The sequence below is a fragment of the Streptomyces sp. NPDC001851 genome (assembly GCF_040297165.1).
Classification (GTDB): Bacteria; Actinomycetota; Actinomycetes; order Streptomycetales; family Streptomycetaceae; genus Streptomyces.
This window is the reverse complement of the sequence record NZ_JBEOYR010000012.1, coordinates 17,614-42,629: the sequence shown is the minus strand read 5'-3', so window position 1 is coordinate 42,629 and position 25,016 is coordinate 17,614. Positions and strand designations below refer to the sequence as shown.

At 71.8% G+C, this 25,016-nt stretch carries 22 protein-coding genes; 13 read left to right on the top strand and 9 right to left on the bottom strand.

Annotated elements, in window-relative coordinates; genetic code table 11:
• The first annotated feature begins 238 nt into the window (after positions 1–238).
• The 4 genes from ABT171_RS19220 to ABT171_RS19205 all read left to right on the top strand — a co-directional run bounded on the left by ABT171_RS19220 (position 239) and on the right by ABT171_RS19205 (position 3,749).
• A complete protein-coding gene (locus ABT171_RS19220; RefSeq protein WP_351245237.1) occupies positions 239–1,015 on the top strand; it encodes an amino acid ABC transporter ATP-binding protein in 777 nt (258 codons plus the stop codon).
• 54 nt (positions 1,016–1,069) lie between these two features.
• Entirely contained in the window at positions 1,070–1,987 is a 918-nt protein-coding gene (locus tag ABT171_RS19215) for a glutamate ABC transporter substrate-binding protein (protein ID WP_351245235.1), read from the top strand.
• Between the two features lie 197 nt (positions 1,988–2,184).
• Positions 2,185–2,832 (top strand): amino acid ABC transporter permease, encoded by a 648-nt coding sequence (locus ABT171_RS19210; RefSeq protein WP_351245233.1) that lies wholly within the window; start codon positions 2,185–2,187, stop codon positions 2,830–2,832.
• Positions 2,829–3,749 (top strand): amino acid ABC transporter permease, encoded by a 921-nt coding sequence (locus tag ABT171_RS19205; protein WP_351245231.1) that lies wholly within the window; start codon positions 2,829–2,831, stop codon positions 3,747–3,749. Before ABT171_RS19210 ends, ABT171_RS19205 begins: the two co-directional genes overlap by 4 nt.
• Before the next feature lie 61 nt (positions 3,750–3,810).
• Here the strand turns inward: ABT171_RS19205 and ABT171_RS19200 are convergent, their stop codons facing one another.
• Positions 3,811–4,257 carry a hypothetical protein gene (locus ABT171_RS19200; protein ID WP_351245229.1) on the bottom strand — a complete coding sequence of 149 codons (447 nt, stop codon included), beginning with the start codon at positions 4,255–4,257 and terminating at the stop codon, positions 3,811–3,813.
• 77 nt (positions 4,258–4,334) lie between these two features.
• Positions 4,335–4,805 (bottom strand): hypothetical protein, encoded by a 471-nt coding sequence (locus ABT171_RS19195; protein WP_351245227.1) that lies wholly within the window; start codon positions 4,803–4,805, stop codon positions 4,335–4,337.
• A 354-nt stretch (positions 4,806–5,159) separates the two neighbouring features.
• On the opposite strand from ABT171_RS19195, the gene ABT171_RS19190 reads away from it, so the two are divergent.
• The 5 genes from ABT171_RS19190 (at position 5,160) to ABT171_RS19170 (ending at position 8,698) form a co-directional block, all read left to right on the top strand.
• Positions 5,160–5,729 (top strand): LuxR C-terminal-related transcriptional regulator, encoded by a 570-nt coding sequence (locus tag ABT171_RS19190; RefSeq protein WP_351245225.1) that lies wholly within the window; start codon positions 5,160–5,162, stop codon positions 5,727–5,729.
• 145 nt (positions 5,730–5,874) lie between these two features.
• Entirely contained in the window at positions 5,875–7,518 is a 1,644-nt protein-coding gene (locus ABT171_RS19185) for an FAD-dependent monooxygenase (protein ID WP_351245223.1), read from the top strand.
• A 77-nt stretch (positions 7,519–7,595) separates the two neighbouring features.
• Entirely contained in the window at positions 7,596–7,682 is an 87-nt protein-coding gene (locus tag ABT171_RS19180) for a putative leader peptide (RefSeq protein ID WP_313960178.1), read from the top strand.
• 72 nt (positions 7,683–7,754) lie between these two features.
• On the top strand, positions 7,755–8,288 hold the full coding sequence (locus ABT171_RS19175; protein WP_351245583.1) for a cupin domain-containing protein: 534 nt from the start codon (positions 7,755–7,757) through the stop codon (positions 8,286–8,288).
• The gene (locus ABT171_RS19170; protein ID WP_351245221.1) at positions 8,285–8,698 is read left to right on the top strand and encodes a rhodanese-like domain-containing protein; all 414 of its coding nucleotides are present in this window, start codon (positions 8,285–8,287) and stop codon (positions 8,696–8,698) included. Before ABT171_RS19175 ends, ABT171_RS19170 begins: the two co-directional genes overlap by 4 nt.
• Before the next feature lie 28 nt (positions 8,699–8,726).
• On the opposite strand, the gene ABT171_RS19165 is transcribed toward ABT171_RS19170, so the two are convergent.
• The 5 genes from ABT171_RS19165 to ABT171_RS19145 all read right to left on the bottom strand — a co-directional run bounded on the left by ABT171_RS19165 (position 8,727) and on the right by ABT171_RS19145 (position 15,275).
• Complete coding sequence (locus tag ABT171_RS19165; RefSeq protein ID WP_351245219.1) at positions 8,727–11,264, bottom strand: FtsX-like permease family protein; 2,538 nt, start codon at positions 11,262–11,264, stop codon at positions 8,727–8,729.
• 216 nt (positions 11,265–11,480) lie between these two features.
• Positions 11,481–12,338 (bottom strand): recombination regulator RecX, encoded by an 858-nt coding sequence (recX, locus tag ABT171_RS19160; RefSeq protein ID WP_351245217.1) that lies wholly within the window; start codon positions 12,336–12,338, stop codon positions 11,481–11,483.
• Between the two features lie 3 nt (positions 12,339–12,341).
• Positions 12,342–13,469: a recombinase RecA gene (gene recA / locus ABT171_RS19155; protein ID WP_351245215.1), complete on the bottom strand. Its 1,128-nt coding sequence runs from the start codon at positions 13,467–13,469 to the stop codon at positions 12,342–12,344.
• 252 nt (positions 13,470–13,721) lie between these two features.
• Complete coding sequence (locus tag ABT171_RS19150; RefSeq protein ID WP_351245213.1) at positions 13,722–14,966, bottom strand: AI-2E family transporter; 1,245 nt, start codon at positions 14,964–14,966, stop codon at positions 13,722–13,724.
• A gap of 114 nt (positions 14,967–15,080) precedes the next feature.
• Positions 15,081–15,275 (bottom strand): DUF3046 domain-containing protein, encoded by a 195-nt coding sequence (locus tag ABT171_RS19145; protein WP_351245211.1) that lies wholly within the window; start codon positions 15,273–15,275, stop codon positions 15,081–15,083.
• 80 nt (positions 15,276–15,355) lie between these two features.
• On the opposite strand from ABT171_RS19145, the gene ABT171_RS19140 reads away from it, so the two are divergent.
• From ABT171_RS19140 to ABT171_RS19125, 4 genes are all read left to right on the top strand, one after another.
• Positions 15,356–16,300, top strand: a complete 945-nt coding sequence (locus ABT171_RS19140; RefSeq protein ID WP_351245209.1) for a hypothetical protein — start codon at positions 15,356–15,358, stop codon at positions 16,298–16,300.
• A gap of 451 nt (positions 16,301–16,751) precedes the next feature.
• Entirely contained in the window at positions 16,752–21,743 is a 4,992-nt protein-coding gene (locus tag ABT171_RS19135; protein ID WP_351245207.1) for an ATP-dependent helicase, read from the top strand.
• Positions 21,744–21,817: 74 nt separating this feature from the next.
• The gene (locus tag ABT171_RS19130) at positions 21,818–22,663 is read left to right on the top strand and encodes an Fpg/Nei family DNA glycosylase (RefSeq protein ID WP_351245205.1); all 846 of its coding nucleotides are present in this window, start codon (positions 21,818–21,820) and stop codon (positions 22,661–22,663) included.
• Between the two features lie 112 nt (positions 22,664–22,775).
• Entirely contained in the window at positions 22,776–23,540 is a 765-nt protein-coding gene (locus tag ABT171_RS19125; RefSeq protein ID WP_351245203.1) for an SDR family NAD(P)-dependent oxidoreductase, read from the top strand.
• 349 nt (positions 23,541–23,889) lie between these two features.
• On the opposite strand, the gene ABT171_RS19115 is transcribed toward ABT171_RS19125, so the two are convergent.
• Together ABT171_RS19115 and ABT171_RS19110 are read right to left on the bottom strand one after the other, a co-directional pair.
• The gene (locus ABT171_RS19115) at positions 23,890–24,360 is read right to left on the bottom strand and encodes a Dps family protein (RefSeq protein ID WP_351245199.1); all 471 of its coding nucleotides are present in this window, start codon (positions 24,358–24,360) and stop codon (positions 23,890–23,892) included.
• 205 nt (positions 24,361–24,565) lie between these two features.
• Positions 24,566–24,940 (bottom strand): helix-turn-helix domain-containing protein, encoded by a 375-nt coding sequence (locus ABT171_RS19110; protein ID WP_014675397.1) that lies wholly within the window; start codon positions 24,938–24,940, stop codon positions 24,566–24,568.
• Between the last annotated feature and the right edge of the window lie 76 nt (positions 24,941–25,016).

Here is a 25,016-nt window from a genome sequence, read left to right as displayed (position 1 = left end):
TGACTCACGCGCGCGTGCACCATGGCAGTGACGCCGATGGACTAGGACGGCGTCAAGAGCGTTCCGGTTGCCCGCCGGTTCCGTTATCCGGCCGATACGCGCACGAGGGGCAAGTGCTACGACACGTGTCCGTTTGCTATCGGATCGTGATGCTCAGATCTCCCTCAGATGTGATGACGCAGGTCACAGCGCCTCACTACTGTCCTCGGAAACCCGAGGAGGACGGAGCCCGAGAGCGATGACCAAAGTATCGGTGGCCAAGGAGGACGTGGCCACGTCCGGCGAACTGGTCGTCCTGAAGAGCGTCAACAAGCACTTCGGCGCGTTGCACGTGCTCCAGGACATCGACCTGACGATCGCCCGCGGCGAGGTCGTCGTCGTCATCGGGCCCTCCGGGTCCGGGAAGTCGACTCTGTGCCGCACCATCAACCGCCTGGAGACGATCGACTCGGGCACCATCACGATCGACGGCAAACCCCTGCCCCAGGAGGGCAAGGAGCTGGCCCGGCTGCGGGCGGACGTCGGGATGGTCTTCCAGTCCTTCAACCTCTTCGCGCACAAGACCGTGCTCGAAAACGTGATGCTGGGGCAGCTCAAGGTCCGCAAGACGGACAAGAAGCAGGCCGAGGAGAAGGCCCGGGCCCTGCTCGACCGGGTCGGCGTGGGCACCCAGGCCGACAAGTACCCCGCCCAGCTGTCCGGCGGCCAGCAGCAGCGCGTGGCGATCGCGCGGGCGCTGGCGATGGGCCCGAAGGTCATGCTCTTCGACGAGCCGACCTCCGCCCTCGACCCCGAGATGATCAACGAGGTCCTTGAGGTCATGCAGCAGCTCGCCCGTGAGGGCATGACGATGGTCGTCGTCACCCACGAGATGGGCTTCGCGCGCTCGGCCGCGAACCGCGTGGTCTTCATGGCGGACGGCCGGATCGTCGAACAGGCCGCGCCCGACCAGTTCTTCAGCAACCCGCGCAGCGACCGGGCCAGGGACTTCCTGTCGAAGATCCTGCACCACTGACAGCGCCGGGACGTCACCCCGCCGCCCCACCCGATGACCCGAAGGATGTTCCAGATGAAGTTCCGCAAGTCCGCCCCCGCGGCCGTTCTCGCCGCTCTCGCGCTGAGTCTGACGGCCTGTGGCGGTGAGTCCGGCAACGCCGGTGACCAGCCCGGCGGCGGGAGCACCGGGGCGAACGCGCCGAAGCTGCCGTCGTATGCCGTCGCGAGCAACGTGAAGATCGACTCCGCCACGCTGAAGAAGGCGCAGAAGGCGGGCAAGCTCGTCATCGGCGCCAAGAGCGACCAGCCGTACCTGGGCTTCGAGGACACGACCGGCAAGCGGTCCGGCTTCGACATCGAGATCGCCAAGATGGTCGCCGCCGACCTCGGTTTCAAGCCGGAGCAGATCGAGTTCAAGACCGTGGACTCCAACGTCCGCGAGACCACCATCTCCAAGGGAGAGGTGGACCTGTACGTCGGCACGTACACGATCAACGACGAGCGCAAGAAGCAGGTGGGCTTCGCGGGCCCGTACTTCCTCGCCGGCGCGGACCTGCTCGTGCGCAAGGACGAGAAGGGCATCACCGGGCCCGACTCGCTCAAGGGCAAGACGGTCTGCTCCATCAAGGGCTCGACCCCGCTGCAGGAGATCAAGAAGCCCAAGTACGGCGCGAAGACCGTCGAGCTGTCGAAGTACTCCGAGTGCGTGCAGCAGCTGCTGAACAACGAGGTCGACGCCGTCACCACCGACGACGCCATCCTCAAGGGCTACGCGGCGCAGCGCCCGGGCCAGCTCAAGGTGGTCGGCAAGCCGTTCACCAAGGAGCCGTACGGCGTCGGCGTGAACAAGGACGACAAGGCCCTGCGGAACGCCGTGAACGACGCCCTGGAGAAGCACGAGAAGAACGGCGACTACAAGAAGGCGTACGACGCGACGCTCGGCCTGTCCGGCTCCGCGTACACCGAGCCGCCGGCCGTCGACCGCTACTGACGCGCCGAGCACTGTTGACGCGCCGCTGAGACGTCGCCGCCGCGGCGTCGACGCATCCGGCCGCCGCCGACCAGGCCGCCGCCGACCCGGTTTCCCGCGGGTCCGCGGCGGCGTGCCGGACCGTGCCGGCGACGCCGTCCGGCGCTTCGCCCCGGACGGGTCCTGCCCTGCCCGTACACCGCCACGAGGACCTCCCCGTGAACGTATTGCTCGACCATCTCGCGGACTTCCGCGAGGGGTTCATCGGCACCGTGCTGCTGACTCTGGCCAGCGGACTCCTCGCGATGGTGCTGGGTGTCATCATCGCGGGCCTCCGCGTCTCCCCCGTGCCTCCGCTGCGGATGTTCGGCACCGCGTGGGTCACCCTCTTCCGGAACACGCCGCTGACGCTGCTGTTCCTCGTAGCGTGGTTCGTCGTCCCGGTCGTCTTCGCGCCGGGTCTGAGTCCCTGGATGAAGGCGCTGCTGGCCCTGGGCTTCTACACCTCGGCCTTCGTCTGCGAGGCGGTGCGGTCGGGCATCAACACGGTGCCGATGGGCCAGGCGGAGGCCGCCCGCTCGCTCGGCATGACCTTCTCCCAGACGCTGCGCCTGATCGTGCTGCCGCAGGCGACGCGGACCGTCGTGGCGCCGCTCAGCTCCATCTTCATCGCCCTGACCAAGAACTCGGCCATCGCGGGCGCGTTCAGCGTCACCGAACTGTTCGGCTGGCAGAAGACGATGAGCGACCAGGGCTACGCCATCGCCTGGATCTTCCTGTGGGTGGCCCTCGGCTACCTCGTCGTCACCTTCTCGATCAGCGGCCTGTTCCGGCTGCTGGAGCGCCGTCTGGGGGTCGCGCGATGACTTCGAGCGTTCTGTACGACGCGCCGGGCCCCAAGGCCCGGGTGCGCAACCGCCTCTACACGGCGCTCGGTTCGCTGGCGCTGGTCGGCCTGCTCGCCTTCGTCGTGTACCGGCTGGACGTCAAGGGCCAGCTGGACCCGAAGGTCTGGAACATCTTCAACAACGCCGGTGTGCGCACCATGATCCGCGACGGTCTGCTGACCACGCTGAAGGTGTTCGCCGTGGCCGGCGCGCTGTCCCTGCTGCTCGGCCTGCTGCTCGCCGTGGCCCGGGTGTCCGAGCACCGGCCGGTCCGCTGGTTCGCGACCGGATTCATCGAGCTGTTCCGCGCGGTCCCGCTGCTCATCACCATCTACGCCCTGTGGGTGCTGTTCCTCAGCTACAAGGGCGACCTCGGGGCCATCGGGGACAATTCCGCCTTCTGGGGCCTGGTCATCGGCCTGACCGTCTACAACGGCTGTGTGCAGGCCGAGGTGTTCCGGGCGGGCATCAACGCCGTGCCCCGGGGGCAGGTCGAGGCCGCTTACGCGCTGGGGCTGCGCAAGTACCAGGTGATGACGACCCTGTTGCTGCCGCAGGCGGTCCGCTCCATGCTGCCGACCATGATCAGCCAGCTGGTGGTCACCCTGAAGGACACCTCGCTCGGCTACGTCATCACCTACACCGAGTTGCTGTACGCCACCCGGCAGATGGCCGGCAACATCATCGTCAACGGGGAGAACCCGTACACGGCGGTCACCATCGTCGCCGGTGCGATCTACGTGGCGATGTGCCTCGCGCTCTCGTCGCTCGCCACCTGGATCGAACGGCGGGGCCGCCGTACCAAGACGGGTGTCGCCGTCGCGGCGGCGGCCGAGCCGGCCGAGCAGCCGGCGGTGCTCGACGCCGTGGGCGAGGGCGACCAGGTGGTGCAGTAGCAGGGAAGCGAGGGTGCGGGCGGCAGCCGGTCGCGCCGCCCGCACCCGCTTCACACGGCGATCACCTTCCCCCGACGGGCTTGATGACGACGGTGGCCGACATGTCCGCGGGATCCTGGTGGACGGCCAGGGTGACATTGGCGTTCATGTCACCCATGGGCGTGAGCAGGATCGACTTGTTGCAGCCCTTGGTCGACGACTGTTCGGTGTCGTAGGTGGAGCCCCACTTGACGGACGCGCGGGCCCGCCAGGCGGCACAGCCGGGGAAGGTGATGCGGATCGAGTGCTCGCGCAGGTTGGGCAGCGAGGTGCTGCGGTACTGCTTGTCGACCCAGGTGTACTTGGTGGGGAAGCCGCCGACCTTGATGGTGCCGGACACCTTGCCGAGATAGATCTCGGAGGGGCCGTCCGCGAACGCGGTAGGTGCGGCCAGGGCGGAAGCCAGGACCGCCGTGCCGAGAAGTACGGCCGCGCGACGCTTCACCTTCGTACCTCCATTGGTGCGCATGAACAAACTCCTTCAGGAACCTCGCGCAGGGAGTACCCGGACGTGAGGAGGGCGTGAGTTTTGCGAGGGGAACAGGACTACGCCGGGTATTCGCCCCAGTTCCAGTGCCAGGTGTCCTTGTACACCGGCGTCAAGTGGCTGTCGCTGATCCTGTAGACGACTTTCGCCTCGGCGTAGAAGGACTTGCACTGGCTCTTCGGCGGCAACGCCTTCGTCAGGGTTTCCACGGGGGCCTTCACGCGCGTGACATTGTCGCGGTAGACCAGCTTGGCGTGCCCGGACGGGGACGTGCAGTAGATCTGCCCACCCAGGTTGTCGACATTCCGTCCCCTGGGGCAGCCCTTGGCCGTCTGAAACCACACCTTGAGGTATTTGCCGAACTGGTCCGAGTCGTACCAGACCTTGATTTCCGGGTTGCCGCAACTGACCTTGAGACCCGGCGCGGGCGCGGCAGCCGCTTCCGCCGGAACGCTCGCCGCTCCCATGGTCAACATACCGACGGCTGCGGCCGCTGCCCACACCGCACCGCGTCGACGCACATTGGTCATCTGAATTCCGTTCCTTTCGCTCAGGCTTGCGAAGCGCCTCCATCCTGCGTTCCGGGAGACGAAGCGATGACCCCCATTCGGGGGATCGCGAATTAGTGCCCCCCTAAGGCGGGGATTGACATCACCACGGTGCGTGCACCAGAAGGAACTTGACGCATGGCAGCGACGATCGGGAGGATCGCCCGAGCGTCACTCGCCTGACCATGCGAGTGCGATGTCACACGTTCCGTTGCGTACGCACAGAGCCACACGGGGGTCGGCATGCTACGGGTGGGAATCATCGATGACAGATCACTCTCACGCGCGGGACTGCGCGGAATGCTCCATTCCCTGGCACCGGACACACTCCGGAATATGAGACCCAGCGTCGTGGCCGAGGGAAAGCGTGCCCACGCGGCCGCGCTGGTGCGGGCCACCCGCCCGGATCTCCTCGTCTGCGGTGACACATGCGGCAAGGACTCCCTGGCGCTGGTGGAGACCGTCGCCCGCCTTCCGGCGTCCCCCGCCGTCCTGGTCATCGCGGAACGCGTCACGGAACGGGACGCCCGCACCCTTCTCGCCCGTGGCGCGGCCGGTGTCCTGCTGCACTGCTCCGCGCCCAAGCACCTCCCCTGGGCCCTCACCGCCGTCACCGAGGGCAGCCGCGCGCTCTCCCCCGAGATCGCCGACGCGATCCTCCACGGCTGCCCCGCCCCGCCCCGCGCCCGGCACGGCGCTCATGAACGCGTGGCCGGCCTCAGTTCGCGCGAGCGGGAGGTCCTGGCCCTCCTCAGCGACGGCCTCCCCAACCGCGCCATCGCCCAGGCCCTCTACATCAGCCCGGAGACGGTCAAGGACCATATCCGTACGCTGTGCGGGAAACTGCGCGTCGACAACCGGATGCACGCCGCCCGTATCGCCTGGCAGGCCGGTGTCGCCGACTGACCAACACTCAGCCGCATGACGGCCGACGTCACTTGACGCAAGCACGCGCACTGGGTTGCATACGTTCTGTGACCGTGCACCCTGCTTCACCTTCCTGTTCACCCACCGCCGTCAGGGCACCGCTGCGGACAGGGGGCGCCGCGTCATGGACCCGGTGATCATCGTCGGAGCGGGGCCCGTCGGGCTCACGCTCGCCCTGGCGCTGGCCCGCCAGGAGGTGCCGTCCGTCGTCCTGGACGAGGGCCCCGGCAAGGACGAACCCCGCCCCGCGCGCACCGTCGTGCTGCGCGAGGACACGGCCGCCCTGCTGGAACGGTTGTCCGGGGTGGCGCTCGGTGCGCACGGCGTGCGCTGGGCCGGATGGCGGTCCCTGCGGCGCAAGCAGGTGATGAGCGAGATCGCCTTCGGCGAGGCGGGCCCCGCCGCTCCGCTGCACATCGCCCAGCACGTGATCACGGGCGCCCTGCGCGCGGCCATCGCCGACCAGCCACTGGTGAAGTGGGCCGTGGACAGCCGCCTGGACGCGATCGAGCAGGACCGTTCCGGCGTCACCGCGCACACCCGCGGGCCCAAGGGCACCTGGTGGCGCGGCAGTTATCTGGTCGGCTGCGACGGGCCGCGCTCCACCGTGCGCAAACTCCAGGACATCCGCTTCCCGGGCCGGACGGCGGTGGAGCGGCACGCGGTCGCCGCGCTGCGGGTGGAACTTCCGTGGCAGGGCCGGGCGTTGCTCCATCGGATGCCGCCGTGGCGGCAGTCCGGGCCCTCGGCCGGGGAGGTGACCGCCCGCCCCCTCCCGGACGGCGTGTGGCGCCTGGACTGGCTGCTGCCACCGGGCAAGGAGCTGGTCACACCCGAGATCCTGGTGGCCCGGATCCGCGAGACCCTCGCGGCCTGGACGGACGGCTCCACACCGGCGTACGAACTGCTCGACACCGGTGTCCACACGGTGCACCACCGGCTGGCCCGCCGATGGCGCGCCGGCCGGGTCCTGCTCGCCGGGGACGCGGCGCATCTGCTCGGCGCACTCGGCACCCAGGGGCTCGACGAGGGCCTCCGGGACGTCGACAACCTCGCGTGGAAGCTGGGCGTGGCCTGGCACCGCGGCCCGCACGAGGCGCTGCTGGACAGCTACCAGGCCGAGCGGCGTGCGCTGGTCGCCGCCCGGCTGCGCGCCGCCGACCAGGTGCTGCCGGTGCTGCGCGGCGCCGGCGGGCTGCGTCAGATCGTTCCCGGCACCGCCCGGAACCACGATGTACTGCTCACGGACGGTCACCTGGGGCGCGGGCTGCTCGGTGCGCCGGGGGCGTACGCCGACTCACCGCTGGCGCCCCGGCATCTGGAGGCCGAGATCCCGGTCGACACCCCGCCCGGCGCGCAGGTCACCGACGTACGCGTGACCGCGGAGGACGGTTCCTTCGTACAGCTGCGCGACCGGCTCGGCCGCGGCGCCCTGCTGGTCGTGCTGATCGCGCCGGGCACGGGTGTGTGGGACCGCAAGCACTGGGTCTCCGCCGGGGTGATGCCCCGGCTCGCCGCCGCCGTGACCGCGCTGCCGCACCCCGCCGAGCTGCTGGTCGCCGAGAGCTACCCGGGCGCGCCGGCGCACAGCGTGCTGCTCGTACGCCCCGACGGCCACCTGGTCACCGCACTGAGCGGGGTCCGCCCGGCCGACCTGTACGCGGCGGCGGAGGCGACGCTGGGCGGCACGGTGAAGGAGAAGGGGGCGGTGAACGAAGACGGGGCGGTGAAGGAGGCGGAGGCGGAGGCCGGTTCCGGCGTGCGCTGACCGTGCGCCCCGTCACCCTCCGTCCACATGGTGACAGTGAGTTGACCGAAGTGCACCGACATGCTGTACTCCGGACCATGACCGACACCTGCGTGCGCCTGTGGCGGAGGGTCCATATGGACCTGGTCCGCTATGCGGGCTGCGTGTGTCGCCCGTCCTGCTGAATTCGCCTCCCCCTTTTTCCGGGCGCCGTCGTGTGCCCGTTCCGCGAACGCTCTTCAGGACGGTGTGTGTACGTGTCTGTGCCCTCTCCTTCCGTCTCGCCTGCCGTCGGCCCGGCGCCCACGCAGGCGGACCTCCTCGACTTCGTGCGGCGTACGGCCGCCGACACCGAGCTGATCGCCTCCCTTCCACTCGACCCGGAGGGCCGCACCTGGGTGCGGCTGGAGGGGCCGGGCGGCAGCGAGGCCTGGCTGATCGGCTGGCCGCCCGGCACCGGTACCGGCTGGCACGACCACGCCGACTCGGTCGGCGCGTTCCTCACGGCCTCCGGTGAGCTCAGGGAGAACTCGCTCGCCGCCCGGCTGCCGACCGACGGCTGGAAGACCCTGGAACTCGCCGAGGACGTGGACCGCGGGCGCCGGTTGCCGGCCGGTCAGGGCCGCGCCTTCGGCCGTCACCATGTCCACGAGGTCCTCAACGAGTCCCGCGACCGGCACGCGATCTCCGTCCACGCCTACTACCCGCCGCTGCCGCGCATCCGCCGCTACAGTCGCACCGGCCAGGTGCTGCGCCTGGAGCAGGTCGAACGCCCGGAGGACTGGCAGTGAGCGGCACCCCCGGCCAACCGCCGTCCGGCATCGACGAGTTGCTGGAGCGGGTGCGCTCGGGCTACCGGCGCATCGGGGCACATGAGGCGCACGAGGCGGCGCGGACGGGACAGGCGCTGCTGGTCGACATCCGGTACGCGGCCCTGCGCGAGCGGGACGGGCTGATTCCCGGAGCACTCGTCATCGAGCGCAACGAGCTGGAGTGGCGCCTCGACCCGCAGGGCAGCCACCGCGTCCCCGAGGCCACCGGCCACGACCTGCGTGTCGTGGTGATCTGCAACGAGGGCTACGCCTCCAGCCTCGCCGCCGCCTCCCTCCACCAACTGGGCCTGCACCGGGCAACGGACCTGGTGGGCGGCTTCCAGGCGTGGCGGGCTGAGGGACTCCCGGTGGAGCCGGCGAGCCGCTGAGGCGGGGGCGGCTCCGGCAGCCCGGCTCCTATTCCTTCGCCATGGCCACCGTCACCGCGCGCACCCGGAGCGCCGCCCGCCCCGGAAACGCGCTGCCCATGAGCGCGAGGAGCCCGGCGATACCGACGACGGCGACGTAGAGCAGGGGCGTGACCGTCGGCGCCGCCCGGCCTGTCATCCCGATGCTGAACGCGGTGAGCACGGCGAGGGCGATCCCGCTGCCGAGCGCGGTGGCGAGGAACAGGACGGACAGCACCTCGGTGCGCAGCATGCCGAGCACCTGACGGCGGGTCGCTCCGGCGAGGCGGAGCAGGGCGAACTCCCGGACACGCTCCGCCACGGACATGGCGAGGGTGTTGACGACGGCGATGGCGGTGAAGGCCAGCACGAGCCCCATGGCGAGATAGTTGACCTCGGCGTTCGTCCGCTGCCGAGCCGCCTGCAGGGCGTCGTCGGCAGCGGCCGGCGAAAGAACCCGCAGCCCCGGGAACTTACGCAGAGTAGTCGCAAGTTGTGTCTGTGTACGGGTCGTGCTGACAAGGACGGAGGAGGCGAGCGGGTTGTCGACGTGGCGGGCGACGAGGTCGTGGGAGAGGGTGAAGTCACCGAAGCCGAGACCGCGGGTATAGACGGCGGCGACGGTGAGCGTGGCGGGCGTGCCGTCGCCGAGGGTGAGTTTCAGGGTGCTGCCGGGCTTCACATGCTGCTGGTCTGCGGCCAGTTGACTGACGGCGACCGTGCCGGGGCCGAGCCGGCCGAGGGTGCCGGCGGTGACCCGCGGGTCCCAGGTGCGGTCCAGGCCTGCCGGGGTGACGCCCTGCGCGGGGTACTTGTCGAGGCCGACGCGGACAGTCGTACGGACGACCTCGGTGACGGTGGCGGTGGCGTGCGCTGCGCGCAGCCGTTGGGCGGCCTCGGCGGGGACGCCCGGTCCCTGCGCGGCGACGACCCAGTCGGCTCGGACGCCGTCCCGGGCCTGACTGCGGGCGGCGTCGCCGAGCGTCGACTGGACGAACAGCACCGTGCAGGTCATGCCGATGAGCAGGGTGAGGGGGGTGACGACGGAGGCCATTCGGGCAGCGTTGCCGCGCAGGTTGGCGGTGGCGAGGCGGCCGCCGTGGCCGGTGAGCCGCAGCGGGCCGGCGAGCAGCAGCGCGGCCGTCCTGACCAGCAGCGGACCGAGCAGGGCGACGGAGGTGGACAGGACGACGACGGCGAGGAAGGTCACGGGCGTCGAGGCGGGCTCGGTGCGCAGGGAGGTGAGGACGACGACGAGGGCCACTCCACCAACGAGAAGCAGCAGTCCGGCGGCGATCCGCCCCCAGGCGGGACGGGTCCGCTCGGTCCTGGCCTCGGCCAGAGCCTCGGTCGGGCGGATCCGGGCGATCCTGCGGGAGGCGATCCGGGCCGCCGCCCAGGCGCCGAGCAGGGTGGCGGCGAGGGCGGCGAGCGGCGGGAAGACACTGACAGTGCGTTCGAGCGTGTCGGGTACGGCGCCCAGGGCGACGAACCTGGAGTGCAGCCAGCCCCCCAGCGGCAGCCCGAGCAGCGCGCCCAAGGTGCCCGCCGCCGCGCCGACGATCAGCGCCTCCCGGCCGAGCAGCTTGCGGATCTGTCCGGAGGTGGCGGCGATGGCGCGGAGCAGGGCGAGTTCGCGGTGGCGCTGCTGCACGGTGAGCGCGAAGGTGCCGACGACCACGAGCACCGCCACCAGCAGCGAGGTCCCGCCCATGGCACCGCCCATGCTGACCAGCCGGGTGCGGGCGGCAGCCGCGTCCAGGAACTCGACGGGCCCGCGGGCGGTGCCGGTGCTGACCTGGACGGTGGTGCCGTGCAGAGCCTGCCCGACGGCGTGCCGCACCCGCTCGGGGTCCGTCCCCTTGTCCGGCAGCACGCCGAACGCGCTGACCTGCCCGGGGTGCGCGGCGAGCCGGCGGGCCTCGGCTGCGGAGAAGAACAGGGATGTCTGGTGGCGTACGACGGTGGCCGGGGTGGCGATACCGGTGATGCGGTAACCACGCGGGGCCCGCGTGGACTGCACGGTGAGCCGGTCCCCCGGCCGCAACCCGGCGCGTGCGGCAAGGTCGCTGTCGATGACCAGGTCGTCGCCGGAGCGGGGAGCGCTGCCGGCGGTCAGCCGGTACGACGTCAACGCGGCGGACTCCCAGGCGTGCCCGTAGGCGGTACGGCCGCCGGTGCCTGCCGGGGTCAAGGGCTGGGCGAGAAAGGTGAGTTCCGGCACCACACGGGCCACGCCGGGAACCTGGGAGATTCTGGTGCGCAGTCCCTCCGGGAGCCAGGCGCGCTCGGCGATGGGCTTCGCCTTGTGCTTGACCTTGGTCCTGCCCTTTTTGTGCTTGACGGTGGTCTGGTGGACGTACTGGTCGCCGGAGACCACGACGGGAGCGGCGGCGTAGCGCTCGGTGCGGATGGTGCCGCGCAGGCCGGTGTCGAGGAGGGTGCCGCAGGCGGTGATCAGAGCGGCCGCGCACATCAGCGCGAGGAAGGCGCCGAGAAATCCCGCCTTTCGGGCGCGGAGTGTCCGGAGGGCGTATCGCAGCATCATCGGGCGGGCTCTCTTCTGTTGTACGCGTCGGCCGGGGTCGTACGCGGCCGGCCACGACAAGGGTGCGTGCCGTGGTCCGGAGCGTGCGTACAGGTTCGTCCGTGCGTGCCCGGGAGAGCACTGCGGCGGCCCGGCGTCTTCGGCGGGGGCTATCCCCACCGCGGGCCTTGAGAGCCCGGAGAGACGCGCGATCCGGAGCCCGCCCGTCCCGAGGACTCAGCAGTCCCCTTCTCCGAGGAACTCCGTGTCCTCGCCCTCTTCCTCCAGGGCCTGGCGGACGACGCGGAGGGACATGCCCTCGGGATAGCCCTTGCGCGCGAGCATGCCGGCGAGGCGGCGGATCCGCTTGTCGCGGTCGAGGCCCCGGGTGGCGCGCAGTTTGCGGGCGACCAGCTCGCGGGCCGTCGCCTCCTCCTGCTCGGAGTCGAGCTGGGAGACGGCCTCGTCGATCAGCGCCGAGTCGACTCCCTTCGTGCGCAGTTCCCGGGCGAGTGCCCGGCGGGCGAGTCCCCGGCCATGGTGCCGGGACTCCACCCAGGCGTCCGCGAACGCGCTGTCGTCGATCAGCCCGACCTCCTCGAACCGCGACAGCACCTCCCCGGCCACGTCCTCGGGGATCTCCCGCTTGCGCAGGGCGTCCGCGAGCTGCTTGCGGGTGCGCGGGGTCCCGGTGAGCAGGCGCAGGCAGATCGCCCGTGCCCGCTCAGCCGGGTCCCCTGAAGACTCCCCCCGCTCGGCCCTCGACGAGGAAGGGGCGCCTTCGTCCTCACCGGGTGCGTCCCCGAAGCCGCGCCGCCGGCCACGCCCCCGGCCGCCGCGCGGGCCGCCGCCACTGCCGGAGCCGCGGCCGGGCGAGCCACCCCCGGACGGCTCGCCGCCCGGGTCACCCAGGCGGGCGTGGCCGTCATCGCCCCGTCCCCCGCCTCTGCGGTACTCGTCGTCACCGTCGTCACGACCGGCCCGGTATCCGTCGTCACCGCCCGGGGCGGAGTCTGCGTAGCCCCCGGTGCCCCTCCCCCGTGGGGCGCCGGGGGTGGCGTACTCGTACCCGGCCCAGTCGGTTCGTCGTGTCACGGGTCAGCTCTTGGCTGCGGCGGCCTTGGGCTTGGTGGCCTTGGCGGCTGCCGGGGCGGGCACGGTCTTGGCGTCGTCGCCGGCCGGGGTGGTGACCGCCGCGTCCGCGCCCGGCTCGGCCGCGGGCTCCTCCGGCCGGACACCGACGCCCAGCTTCTCCTTGATCTTCTTCTCGATCTCGTTGGCCAGGTCGGGGTTGTCCTTGAGGAAGTTGCGGGCGTTCTCCTTGCCCTGGCCGAGCTGGTCGCCCTCGTAGGTGTACCAGGCGCCGGCCTTGCGGACGAAGCCGTGCTCCACGCCCATGTCGATCAGACCGCCCTCGCGGCTGATGCCCTGGCCGTAGAGGATGTCGAACTCGGCCTGCTTGAAGGGCGGGGCGACCTTGTTCTTGACGACCTTGCAGCGGGTGCGGTTACCGACCGCCTCCGTGCCGTCCTTCAGCGTCTCGATGCGGCGGATGTCGATGCGCACCGAGGCGTAGAACTTCAGCGCGCGGCCACCCGTCGTGGTCTCCGGGGAGCCGAACATCACGCCGATCTTCTCGCGGAGCTGGTTGATGAAGATCGCGGTGGTCTTGGACTGGTTGAGCGCGCTGGTGATCTTCCGCAGGGCCTGGCTCATCAGGCGGGCCTGCAGACCGACGTGGCTGTCGCCCATCTCGCCCTCGATCTCCGCGCGCGGGACGAGCGCGGCGACGGAGTCGATGACGATGAGGTCGAGCGCGCCGGAGCGGACGAGCATGTCCACGATCTCCAGCGCCTGCTCGCCGTTGTCCGGCTGGGAGAGGATCAGGTTGTCGATGTCGACGCCGAGCTTGCGCGCGTACTCGGGGTCGAGGGCGTGTTCGGCGTCCACGAAGGCGACCTGGCCACCGGCCTTCTGCGCGTTCGCCACCGCGTGCAGGGTCAGGGTCGTCTTACCGGAGGACTCCGGTCCGTAGATCTCCACGACACGGCCGCGCGGCAGGCCACCGACGCCGAGGGCCACGTCGAGTGCGGTCGACCCGGTCGGGATGACCTCGATGGGCTCCTTCGACCGCTCGCCCATGCGCATGACCGCGCCCTTGCCGAATTGTCGTTCAATCTGTGCGAGCGCGGCGTCGAGCGCCTTCTCGCGGTCGGTTCCTGCCATGGGTTCCACCCGGTTTGCTTGAGTCGATCGCTTCACGTCAAAGACGCTAACGCCTGCCACTGACAATGCGCCCCGACGCAGGCCCAGCCTGTGGATAACCGAGGGACTTCTACCCTCAAACCGGGACGAAATCCACCACCGCAAGCCTTGCCTGAGCCTCCATAGGAATGGATGTTCGATTTTTGTGTCAAGCGCACCAGGCCTGGCGCCGCGCGACGCCAGGCCCGCCGAGGCTCGTCGGCCCTCGGACTCCTACGCCTCCTCAGCCTCCGGCTGTCCGGCCCGCAGCCGGCGTATGCGCGCCAGCACCCCGGGACCGCCGGGCCCACGGCCGCGGTGCCCGTGCACCCTCGGGTCGTCCGTGACGGCGTACCGCTTCACATACGCTCCGAGGAAGGCCTGGAGGGTGGCGACCGCCGGGATGGCGATCAGCGCACCGACGGCGCCCAGCAGCGCGGTGCCCGCGATGACGGAGCCGAAGGCGACCGCCGGGTGGATGTCGACCGTCCTGGCCGTCAGTTTCGGCTGGAGCATGTAGTTCTCGAACTGCTGGTAGATCACGACGAACACCAGCACCCACACCGCGTACCAGGGCGCCACGGTGAACGCGATCAGCATCGGCAGCGCCCCGGCGAGGTACGTGCCGATGGTCGGGATGAACTGTGAGACCAGGCCCACCCAGACACCGAGCACGGGCGCGTAGGGCACGCCCAGGGCCTGGAGCAGGATGTAGTGGGCGATGCCGGAGATGAGCGCCATGAGGCCGCGCGAGTAGAGATAGCCACCCGTCTTGTCGACGGCGATCTCCCAGGCGCGGAGCACTTCGGCCTGGCGGGCGGGCGGCAGGACGGAGCACAGCGCGCGGCGCAGCCGGGGACCGTCGGCGGCGAAGTAGAACGAGAACAGCCCCACTGTCAGCATCTGGAACAGTCCGCCGAGCACCTGCGCGGAGACGTCCAGGACACCGGCGGCGCTGTTCTGCGCGTACTTGCGCAGCCAGTCGGAGTGGAGCAGGCCCTCCTGGATGTCCACACGCCGCAGCTCCATGTGGAAGGTCTCATTGATCCAGTTGATGAGCGAGTCAAGGTAGTCGGGGAAACCCTCGACCATCTTGATGATCTGGCCGGCCAGCATGGAGCCGAGCAAGGTGACGAACCCGGCGGTGACGATCGCCAACCCGAGGAAGACAAGGAAGGTGGCGAGCCCCCGGCGCATGCCGCGGGCGGCCATCCGGCTCACCGCCGGCTCTATCGCGAGCGCCAGGAAGAACGCGATCAATATGTTGATCAACAGACCGGTCAGCTGGTGGAAGGCCCAGCTGCCGAGCTGGAACGCGGCGATCAACGCGAGCGCGAGCACCATGGCGCGCGGCAGCCAGCGCGGCATGCGGCCGCCCGGAGCGACGGCGCCGGGGGCCGGGGGCCGGTCGGGCGGTGTCGTACCGGTCGGCGCCGCTTGCCGGGGAAGCGGCTCGTGGGTCTCGTCAGTGGGTGCCACCCGCCAAGTGTCGCCCACACCGCCGACAACCGGCGCCCACCTGCGATCTTCGTGACCGACCGGTGCCGCAGGGCCGGCCGCGTTCAGGGACGATCAGGGTGTTTCGGGCAGCTGTCAGCGCCGCTCGCCGGGCACGTCCATGACCGTGCAGACCACCCGCCACACGTCCTTCGCGTCCCAGCCGGCGTCCAGCGCCTCGTTCACCGTGCGTTGGCCGAGCTCCGACATGACGTGATCGCGCGCGAAGGTGTCGGCGTACCCCGGACCGAAATGTTCCGCCATCCGCTGCCAGAAGACCGTCAACCGCATGACTCCAGTATCCCGCCCGTGGGTGGGGGCCCCGGCCCGGAGCGCTTGCCGAGACCGCTTTCCGCCCTACGGTCTGACGCATGGCCGAAACCGGAGCTTCCCCACTCCCTTCCCCGCCCCCGGCGCGCTCCCCGCTCTTCCGCGCCGAGCAGTTCGTGTGGCTCACCGCGCGCGTGCTGGAACAGCGCCTCTTCGCGTACCACTTCCTGCACGGCACCCCGGACGCGGTGGAAGCGGCGCTGGACGCCTACCGCAACGAGGACGGCGGGTACGGGCACGCGCTGGAGCCCGATCTGCGCGGTCCCGTGAGCCAGCCCCTGCACACCGCGCACGCACTGCGTGTCCTGGACGCCGTCGGGCGTTGCGGCGGGCAGCGGATCGAGCGCGTGTGCCGCTATCTGACCTCGGTCTCCACAGCGGACGGTGCCCTGCCGGCGATCCGTCCCAGCCAGCGCGGGTATCCGACGGCGCCGTTCGTCCCGGTCGTCGACGATCCTCCCAGCGAGCTGCTCGCCACCGGGCCGGTGGTCGGGCTGCTGCACCGCAACGAGGTGTGGCACGCCTGGTTGTTCCGGGCCACGGACTTCTGCTGGCAGGCAGTGGAGTCCCTGGACAAGTCCCACCCGTACGAGGTGGAGGCCGCCGTGGCGTTCCTGGACTCCGCTCCCGACCGCTCGCGCGCGGAGGCCGCCGCGGACCGGCTCGGCCGCATGGTGCGGGAGCAACGGCTCGCGGCACTCGACCCGGACCGGCGCGACGCGTATCCGGTCGCGTCCGGCTACGCCCCCGGCGAGCACCACTTCCCCCACGACTTCGCGAAAAGTCCGGAGTCGCTAGCGCGCGCGTGGTTCACGGACGAGGAGATGGCACGGTCCCTCGATCATCTGGCCGCGGAGCAGCAGGACGACGGCGGCTGGCCGATCCGATGGCGCCAGTGGGCACCGGCCCCCGCACTGGAGGCCCGGGCCATGGTCACCATCGGGGCGCTGTGCACGCTGCGGGCGTACGGCCGTTTCGTGGGCTGAGCCGGCGCCCTGGGGCGCGACTCATACGGGCGGCGGCATGCCGCAGGCGTCAGGGAACGCCCGCAGTGGCGCGAACGGCTGGAGCCGAGGGCCGGTGGCCGGCCGTTCCAGGGGCGGCGGCCGGCACGTTGCCCTCGTGGCGGCAGGGGCGCCTGGTGGACCGGGCGGCGCAGGGGCGGAGGAAGGGGCGTAGGGCGGAGGCAGGTTTGCGGACATGCCGGGCGCGCAGCGGGTCCACGCCCGGCGGGTCGTCGTACCGCCAGTGCCGAGCACGCTCCACCGGCCGGTCCCCGCTCCTCTGCCCCGCCGCTCCGTTCGTCGCCCTGCCACGTTCCACCCGCCGTACGCCCGTTCTCGGCCCCACCGCCCGCGACCGGCGCCCGCGCTCTCCCGCCGCACGCCGTTTGCCCAGGTCAGCGCGATTGTCAGTGGTCGGGTGCAGGATGGACGCATGGTCAGCTCCGCACACCGAGCCCTCGACGGCTTCTCCCCCGCGACCCGCGGCTGGTTCACGGGGGCGTTCTCCGCGCCCACCGCGGCCCAGGCCGGCGCGTGGCAGGCCATCGGTGCGGGTTCGGACGTGCTGGTGGTGGCCCCGACCGGATCGGGCAAGACGCTGGCCGCGTTCCTCGCCGCCCTGGACCAGCTGGCCTCGGCCCCGCCCCCGGCCGACCCGAAGAAGCGCTGCCGGGTTCTCTATGTCTCCCCGCTGAAGGCCCTCGCGGTCGACGTCGAGCGGAATCTGCGCAGCCCGCTCACCGGCATCCGGCAGGAGTCCGTGCGCCTGGGCCTGCCCGAGCCCGAGGTCAGGGTGGGCATCCGCTCCGGCGACACCCCGGCGGCCGAGCGGCGGGCCCTGTCCACCCGCCCGCCGGACATCCTGATCACCACCCCCGAGTCGCTGTTCCTGATGCTGACCTCGGCCACGCGCGACGCGCTGACGGGCGTGGAGACGGTGATCCTCGACGAGGTGCACGCGGTCGCCGGCACCAAGCGCGGTGCCCATCTCGCGCTCTCCCTGGAGCGGCTCGACGAGCTGCTGCCGCGGCCGGCCCGCCGGATCGGCCTGTCGGCGACCGTCCGCCCGGTCGACGAGATCGCCCGGTATCTGTCCCCGCGCCGCAAGGTGGAGATCGTCCAGCCGGAGTCCGGCAAGGAGTTCGACCTGTCCGTGGTCGTCCCGGTCGAGGACATGGGCGAGCTGGGCGGCTCCCCGGCGGCCGACGCGAGCGAGGGCGCCGAGCGGCCGTCGATCTGGCCGCATGTGGAGGAGCGGATCGCCGACCTGGTCCAGGCCCACCGCTCCACGATCGTGTTCGCCAACTCCCGGCGCCTCGCCGAGCGCCTGTGCAACCGGCTGAACGAGATCGCCTACGAGCGGGCGACCGGCGAGACCCTGGACGAGCACCACTCCCCGGCGCAGCTGATGGGCGGCTCGGGCGCCGCCCAGGGCGCGCCCCCGGTGATCGCCCGGGCGCACCACGGCTCGGTCTCCAAGGAGCAGCGCGCCCTGGTCGAGGAGGACCTGAAGGCGGGCCGGCTGCCCGCCGTGGTCGCCACGTCCAGCCTGGAGCTGGGCATCGACATGGGCGCCGTCGACCTGGTCGTGCAGGTCGAGTCCCCGCCCTCGGTAGCCTCCGGCCTCCAGCGCGTCGGCCGTGCGGGACACCAGGTCGGCGCCGTCTCCACCGGCGTCGTCTTCCCCAAGTACCGCGGTGATCTGGTCCAGGCGGCCGTGGTCACCGAGCGGATGCGCTCGGGCTCGATCGAGTCCCTGAAGGTGCCCGCGAACCCGCTGGACGTGCTCGCGCAGCAGCTCGTCGCCATGACGGCGCTGGACACCTGGCAGTTCGACGACCTGCTCGCCATGGTCCGCCGTGCGGCCCCCTTCGCATCGCTGCCCGAGTCGGCGTTCACGGCGGTCCTCGACATGCTCGCCGGCCGCTACCCGTCCGACGCCTTCGCCGAACTGCGCCCGCGCGTGGTGTGGGACCGCGTGACCGGCGAGATCACCGGCCGCCCCGGCGCCCAGCGCCTCGCCGTCACCTCCGGGGGCACGATCCCCGACCGCGGCCTCTTCGGCGTCTTCCTCGCCGGTTCCGACCCGAAGAAGGGCGGCGGCCGGGTCGGCGAGCTGGACGAGGAGATGGTCTACGAGTCCCGCGTCGGTGACGTCTTCACGCTCGGCACGAGTTCCTGGCGCATCGAGGACATCACCCGCGACCGGGTCCTGGTCTCCCCGGCCCCCGGTGTGCCGGGTCGGCTCCCCTTCTGGAAGGGGGACCAGCTGGGCCGCCCACTCGAACTGGGCCGCGCGGTGGGCGCCTTCCTGCGCGAGGTCGGCTCGCTCCCCAAGGACGACGCCCGGCTGCGCCTGCTGGCGGCGGGCCTCGACGCCTGGGCGGCGGACAACGTGCTGGCGTACCTGGACGAGCAGCGCGAGGCCTGCGGTCATGTCCCGGACGACCGCACGATCGTCGTGGAGCGCTTCCGCGACGAGCTGGGCGACTGGCGGGTCGTCGTCCACTCCCCCTTCGGCGCCCAGGTGCACGCCCCCTGGGCCCTCGCGCTCGGCGCCCGCCTGTCCGAGCGGTACGGCATGGACGCGCAGGTCATGCACGCCGACGACGGCATCGTGCTGCGCCTGCCGGATGCCGACCTGATGGGCCTGGACCTGCTCGACCAGGCACCGATGAAGGCCGGCACGGAGTACGACGGCGAGCAGGCGCCCGTCGGCGCGGCGGACGTCGCCTTCGACAAGGGCGAGGTCGACCAGATCGTCACCGACCAGGTCGGCGGCTCCGCCCTGTTCGCCTCCCGGTTCCGCGAGTGCGCCGCACGCGCGCTGCTGCTGCCGCGCCGCAACCCGGGCAAGCGCACTCCGCTGTGGCAGCAGCGCCAGCGTGCGGCCCAACTGCTGCAGGTGGCGAGCGAGTTCGGTTCCTTCCCGATCGTCCTGGAAGCAGTCCGCGAGTGTCTCCAGGACGTCTTCGACGTCCCCGGGCTCGTCGAGCTGATGGGCGACATCGAGTCCCGCAAGGTGCGCCTGGTCGAGATCACCACCCCGGAGCCGTCCCCGTTCGCCCGCTCGCTCCTGTTCGGGTACGTCGCCCAGTTCCTGTACGAGGGCGACTCCCCGCTGGCCGAGCGCCGCGCCGCCGCACTGTCCCTGGACTCGCGGCTGCTGTCCGAGCTGCTGGGCCAGGCAGAACTGCGCGAACTGCTGGACGCCGAGGTGCTGACCGAGCTGGAGCGCGAGCTGCAGTGGCTCACCGAGGACCGCCGGGTCAAGGACGTGGAGGGCGTGGCCGATGTGCTGCGGCTGCTCGGTCCGCTCACCGACGCCGAGCTGGTCGCGCGGGGCGCGGACCCGCAGTGGGCGCGCGAGCTGGCCGGCGCGCGCCGGGCCATCAAGGTCCGGATCGCCGGCGCCGACCACTGGGCGGCGGTCGAGGACGCGGGCCGGTTGCGCGACGCGCTCGGTACGGCACTGCCGGTCGGCGTGCCCGAGGCCTTCACCGAGCCGGTCAAGGATCCGCTCGGTGATCTCCTGGCCCGCTATGCCCGCACGCACGGCCCGTTCACGTCCGCCACCGCGGCGGCCCGGTTCGGCCTCGGCGTGGCGGTCACCGAGGGCGCACTGCAGCGGCTCGCCGGGAACGGCCGGGTGGTGCAGGGCGAGTTCCACCCTGCGGGCATCGGTCAGGAATGGTGCGACGCGGCTGTACTGCGCCGCCTGCGCCGCCGCTCCCTGGCAGCCCTTCGACATGAACTGGAGCCGGTGCCACCGGCCGCGTTCGCCCAGTTCCTGCCCCAGTGGCAGCACATCGGCAAGGGACATGGCCTGCGCGGCATCGACGGACTGGTGCGCGCCATCGAGCAGGTGCAGGGCGCCTCCGTGCCCGCCTCGGCGCTGGAGAAACTGGTCCTGCCCTCCCGCGTGGCGAACTACACGCCCTCGATGCTCGACGAGCTGACCGCCGCGGGCGAGGTGGTGTGGGCCGGGGCGAGTGCGCTGCCCGGCAAGGACGGGTGGGTCTCCCTCTATCTGGCGGACGCGGCGCCCCTGCTGCTCCCGCCGCCCCACCCCCTGGAGCTGACCGCGCTCCACCAGTCCGTACTGGACGCGCTCTCCGGCGGCTACGGCCTGTTCTTCCGCCAGATCGCCGACCAGGTCCGTGCCACCACCCACCCCGACGCCACCGACCCCCAACTGGCCGACGCCCTGTGGGACCTGGCCTGGTCGGGTCGGCTCACCAACGACACCCTGGCGCCGATGCGCTCCCTGCTGGGCTCGGGCCGTACGGCGGGGTCGACCGCCCACCGCGCCAAGCGCGCCGTGCCACGCGGACGCTACGGCTCCCTGACGGCCGCCGCGCGCACCGCGTCCCGTACGGGCCCGCCGACGGTCGCCGGCCGCTGGTCCCTGCTGCCCGCGGCCGAGCCGGATGCCACCGTGCGCGCCCACGCGCTGGCCCGCACCCTGCTGGACCGGCATGGTGTGGTCACCCGAGGGGCGGTCGCCGCGGAGGGGATCGAGGGCGGGTTCTCGGCGGTGTACCGCGTGCTGTCCGCCTTCGAGGAGAGCGGCCAGGCGCGGCGCGGTTATGTCGTCGAGGGCCTGGGCGCGGCCCAGTTCGCCATGGACGGGGCGGTGGACCGGCTCCGCGCGGTGTCCAACGCCCGGGAGCGCGGTGAGAGCCTGACCGCCGCGGCCCCCGGGGACGGCTCCGCGCATCCCTCGGGCGGCTTTGCCGGACCGGCGTTCCCGGACGGCTTCGGCGGAAGCGACGGCACACCTCACGAACACCCCTTCCCCGGCGCCTTGGACGGGTCGGACGGCGGTTTCGCGCACCCCGGCCTCGACGGTGACTTCACCTGGCCACCGGCGGACCCCTCGCCCGCCCCCGGTGACTACGTCTCCCCACGCGACCTGGCCGACCCCTTCGGTTCCCCCGGCTACGGCGGCCCCCGCGGAGGCGGAGCCGGCGCGTACGGCTCGTCGGCGCCCCGGGCGTACGGCAGCGGTCGTACGGGCACGTCCTCGGCCGACCCCCGTGCCGTGGTCCTCGCCGCGGCCGACCCCGCCAACGCCTACGGCGCGGCCCTGTCCTGGCCCGAGCCACCGTCCGGTGCCGGGCACAAGCCGGGCCGCAAGGCCGGTTCGCTCGTCGTCCTGGTCGAGGGCGAGCTGACCGTGTACATGGAGCGCGGCGGCAAGACGCTGCTGGCCTGGCCCGCCGGCCCCGGCATCGCGCCTCCGGACGACCCCCGCCTGCGCACGGCCGCGGATGCCCTGGCCGCGGCAGCACGCGCGGGCTCCCTCGGCACGGTCACCGTCGAGCGGATCAACGGCGCCCAGGCCCTGACCTCGCCGATAGGCGCCCTGCTGGAGGCAGCGGGCTTCGTGGCCACACCCCGCGGCCTGCGCCTCAGAGCATGACCGGCCGAGAACGTGGCGGAGCGGCCGGCCGCACCGCGCCCGCGGCCGGAGACACACCGTGGCACCCTTGACGCATGCCCGAAGGTGACACGGTCTGGCAGGCCGCGAAGCGGCTGCACGAGGCCCTCGCGGGCAAGGCGCTGACCCGCAGCGACTTCCGGGTGCCGAAGTACGCGACGGTGGATCTCACCGGCCGTACGGTGCTCAGTACGATCCCGCGCGGCAAACACCTGCTCACCCGGTTCGAGGGCGGCCTGACCCTGCACACCCATCTGCGGATGGAGGGGACCTGGAAGGTGTACGGCGCGGACGAGCGCTGGCAGGGCGGCCCGGCACACCAGATCCGCGCGATCCTCGGCACCGCGGACCGTACGGCCGTGGGTTACCGCCTCCAGGTTCTGGAGCTGCTGCGCACCGGTGAGGAGGAGCGGGTGGTGGGTCACCTGGGACCCGACCTGCTCGGACCGGACTGGGACCCCGAGCGCGCGCTCGCCAACCTCCTCGCCGATCCCGCCCGCCCGCTCGGCGAGGCCCTGCTCGACCAGCGCAATCTCGCCGGCATCGGCAACGTCTACAAGAGCGAGCTGTGCTTCCTGCTCGGCGTCACCCCGTGGCTCGCGGCCGGCGCGCTGCCCCGGGACCGCGCCGAGAAGCTGCCCGGGCTCGCCAAGCAGCTCCTGGAGGCGAACCGCGACCGCCCGGTCCGGCAGACCACGGGCCTGCACCGGTACGACCTGTTCGTCTACGGCCGCGCACCCCGCCCCTGCCTGCGCTGCCGCACGCCGGTCCGCGTGGCCGACCAGGGCGACGGCACCCAGGAACGCCCCACCTACTGGTGCCCCACCTGCCAGAGCGGCCCCGCCCCCGCCCCCGGCGCGCCGCAGCGCTGGCGAGACCGGTATCCCCGCCGCACCGCCTGACGACGGGTCCGCCCGTCGGGCACCCGGTGTGCCACCAAGCCCGGGGGGAGTCGAACCGGTCGCCAAGCCCGACTAATTGACGATCCGTCAGAAACGCTCGTACGGTTCTTTCATGCCCCTCACCCCGTACGACCTCACCGGTCGCACCGCCTTCGTCACCGGAGCCGGCGGCGGGATCGGCCGGGCCTCCGCCGTCCTGCTCGCCGAGGCGGGCGCGGCGGTGCACTGCGCCGACCGGGACGCGGACGGGCTGCACGGCACGGCGGAGCTGATCGAGAAACGCGGCGGCACGGCCCGTACACATGTCCTGGACGTCACCGACCGGGCGGCGCTGGCCGAGGCGGTCCGCTCGTGCGAGCGCCTGGACGTGATGGCGGCGATCGCCGGGATCATGCACAGCAGCCCCGTGCTGGACACCCGCGACGAGGACCTCGACCGCGTCCTGAACGTCAACTTCAAAGGCGTGCTGTACGCCTGCCAGGAGGCGGCCCGTCTGATGCTGGTCCGGGCCATGCGGGGCAGCATCGTCACCATGGCGTCCGGCGCGGTCGACACCGGCGGCCCCGGACTGCTCTGCTACGGCGTGGCGAAGGCGGCCGTGGTCCAGCTGACCAAGACGCTGGCCACGGAGGTCGGACGGCACGGCATCCGGGTCAACGCGATCGCGCCGGGCTGGATCCGCACCCCGATGACCGACCGGCACGACCGCGACGCGCAGGCGCACACCGAGGGCGTGATGGCCCGGATGTCACCGCTGGGCCGGGTCGGCGAGCCGGAGGACGTCGCTCACGCGGTGCTGTATCTGGCGTCGGACGCGTCGGCGTTCACGACCGGTCAGATACTTCGCCCGAACGGGGGTGTGGCGATGCCCTGGTAGCGCCGCGCGCCCGCCAGGCCGTCAGCCAGCGCCCCGCCGGTAACACGTCGGTCGCCTGCCCCTCGGGCACACAGTGCACCGGCAGCAGACTCACCCCCCAGCCGCCGGCCACGACGGCGCCCTCCAGAACGCCCGCGCCATGCCCCAGGGCGATCCGCAGCACCGCCCACCACCACACGGCCCCCAGCGCCAGGACGGCCACCCGGCGCACTGTCCGTCCCACCATGCCCGCCACCACCTCCCGCCGGACGCTAGACCGCCGCACCGGCCACGCGGGAGGCGCACCGAGGGCTCACGGATGCAGCAGCGTAAGCGGCCCGTCCGGGGCGCCCCGTCCCGGACGGGGCTCCTACGCGTGCTCCGCCTGGAACATCCAGTGGTGCTTCTCCAGATCAGCGGTGATCCCGATCAGGATGTCCTGGGACACCGGATCCGGCTCCCCCGTCGCGCTCACACGCTCCCGCATCCGGGTGATCACGGCGCCCAGCGCGTCCACCATGGCCCCGACGGCGTCCGTGTCCTTGATCCAGCCCGCCGGGGTGGTCTTGATGCCGCTGCCGGAGGACACCGTGGCGGCGCGCCCGTCGGGCGGCACGCCCAGGGCCGAGGCCCGCTCGGCAACGGTGTCGGAGTGGGTGCGCGCCGAGGCGACGACCTCGTCGAGCTGAAGGTGGATGGAGCGGAAGCGGGGCCCGACGACATTCCAGTGGATCTGCTTGGCGACCAGCGAGAGGTCCACCAGGTCGACGAGGGCGCCCTGCAGCGCCTCGGCCACGGTCTTCAGATCAGCCTCGGCCAACTGGCTCTTCACGACGTACATCCGCTTCCTCCGGTGCCTCTGCGCCGCCACGTCCCTCCACCATGACCGCACCGACCGAGCCCGGCAAACGGGAGCAGAAGTGACACACGTCGCACGTAGGCCGGTAAACGTAGGCCGGCAAAACGAAAGGCCCGACCACGCTCCCCGGGTTCGCCCCGAGAAGCCCGGCCGGGGCCTCACACGTTCGCGGAACCGCGCGCGTACATCACGCGGCGACGACGTCCACCGCTTCCGCGGGCGCCTTGATGGTCACCCGTTCCGGTGGCACACCGGTCACCGACACCGAACCCAGCATCGGACGGACCGGCGTGGGCACGGGCTCGGTGGCCCGGGCGGACTGGGCCAGTTCGGCGAGCGCCAGCTCGTCGCTCACTTCCCGCATGAGTTCCGACATCCGTACGTCCAGCGCGTCGCAGATGGCGGCGAGCAGCTCGGAGGAAGCCTCCTTCTGCCCCCGCTCCACCTCGGAGAGATAGCCGAGTGAGACTCGGGCGGACGAGGAGACTTCGCGCAGAGTACGGCCCTGGCGTTGGCGCTGCCGACGCAGCACGTCACCCAGCAGGCGACGGAGCAGAATCATCGGTGGCTCCCTCCTCGGACCGCGTAGCCGCAACCTTCTCGCCCCACCGTACCGCCTTGCGCCGCGGCCGTGCGGG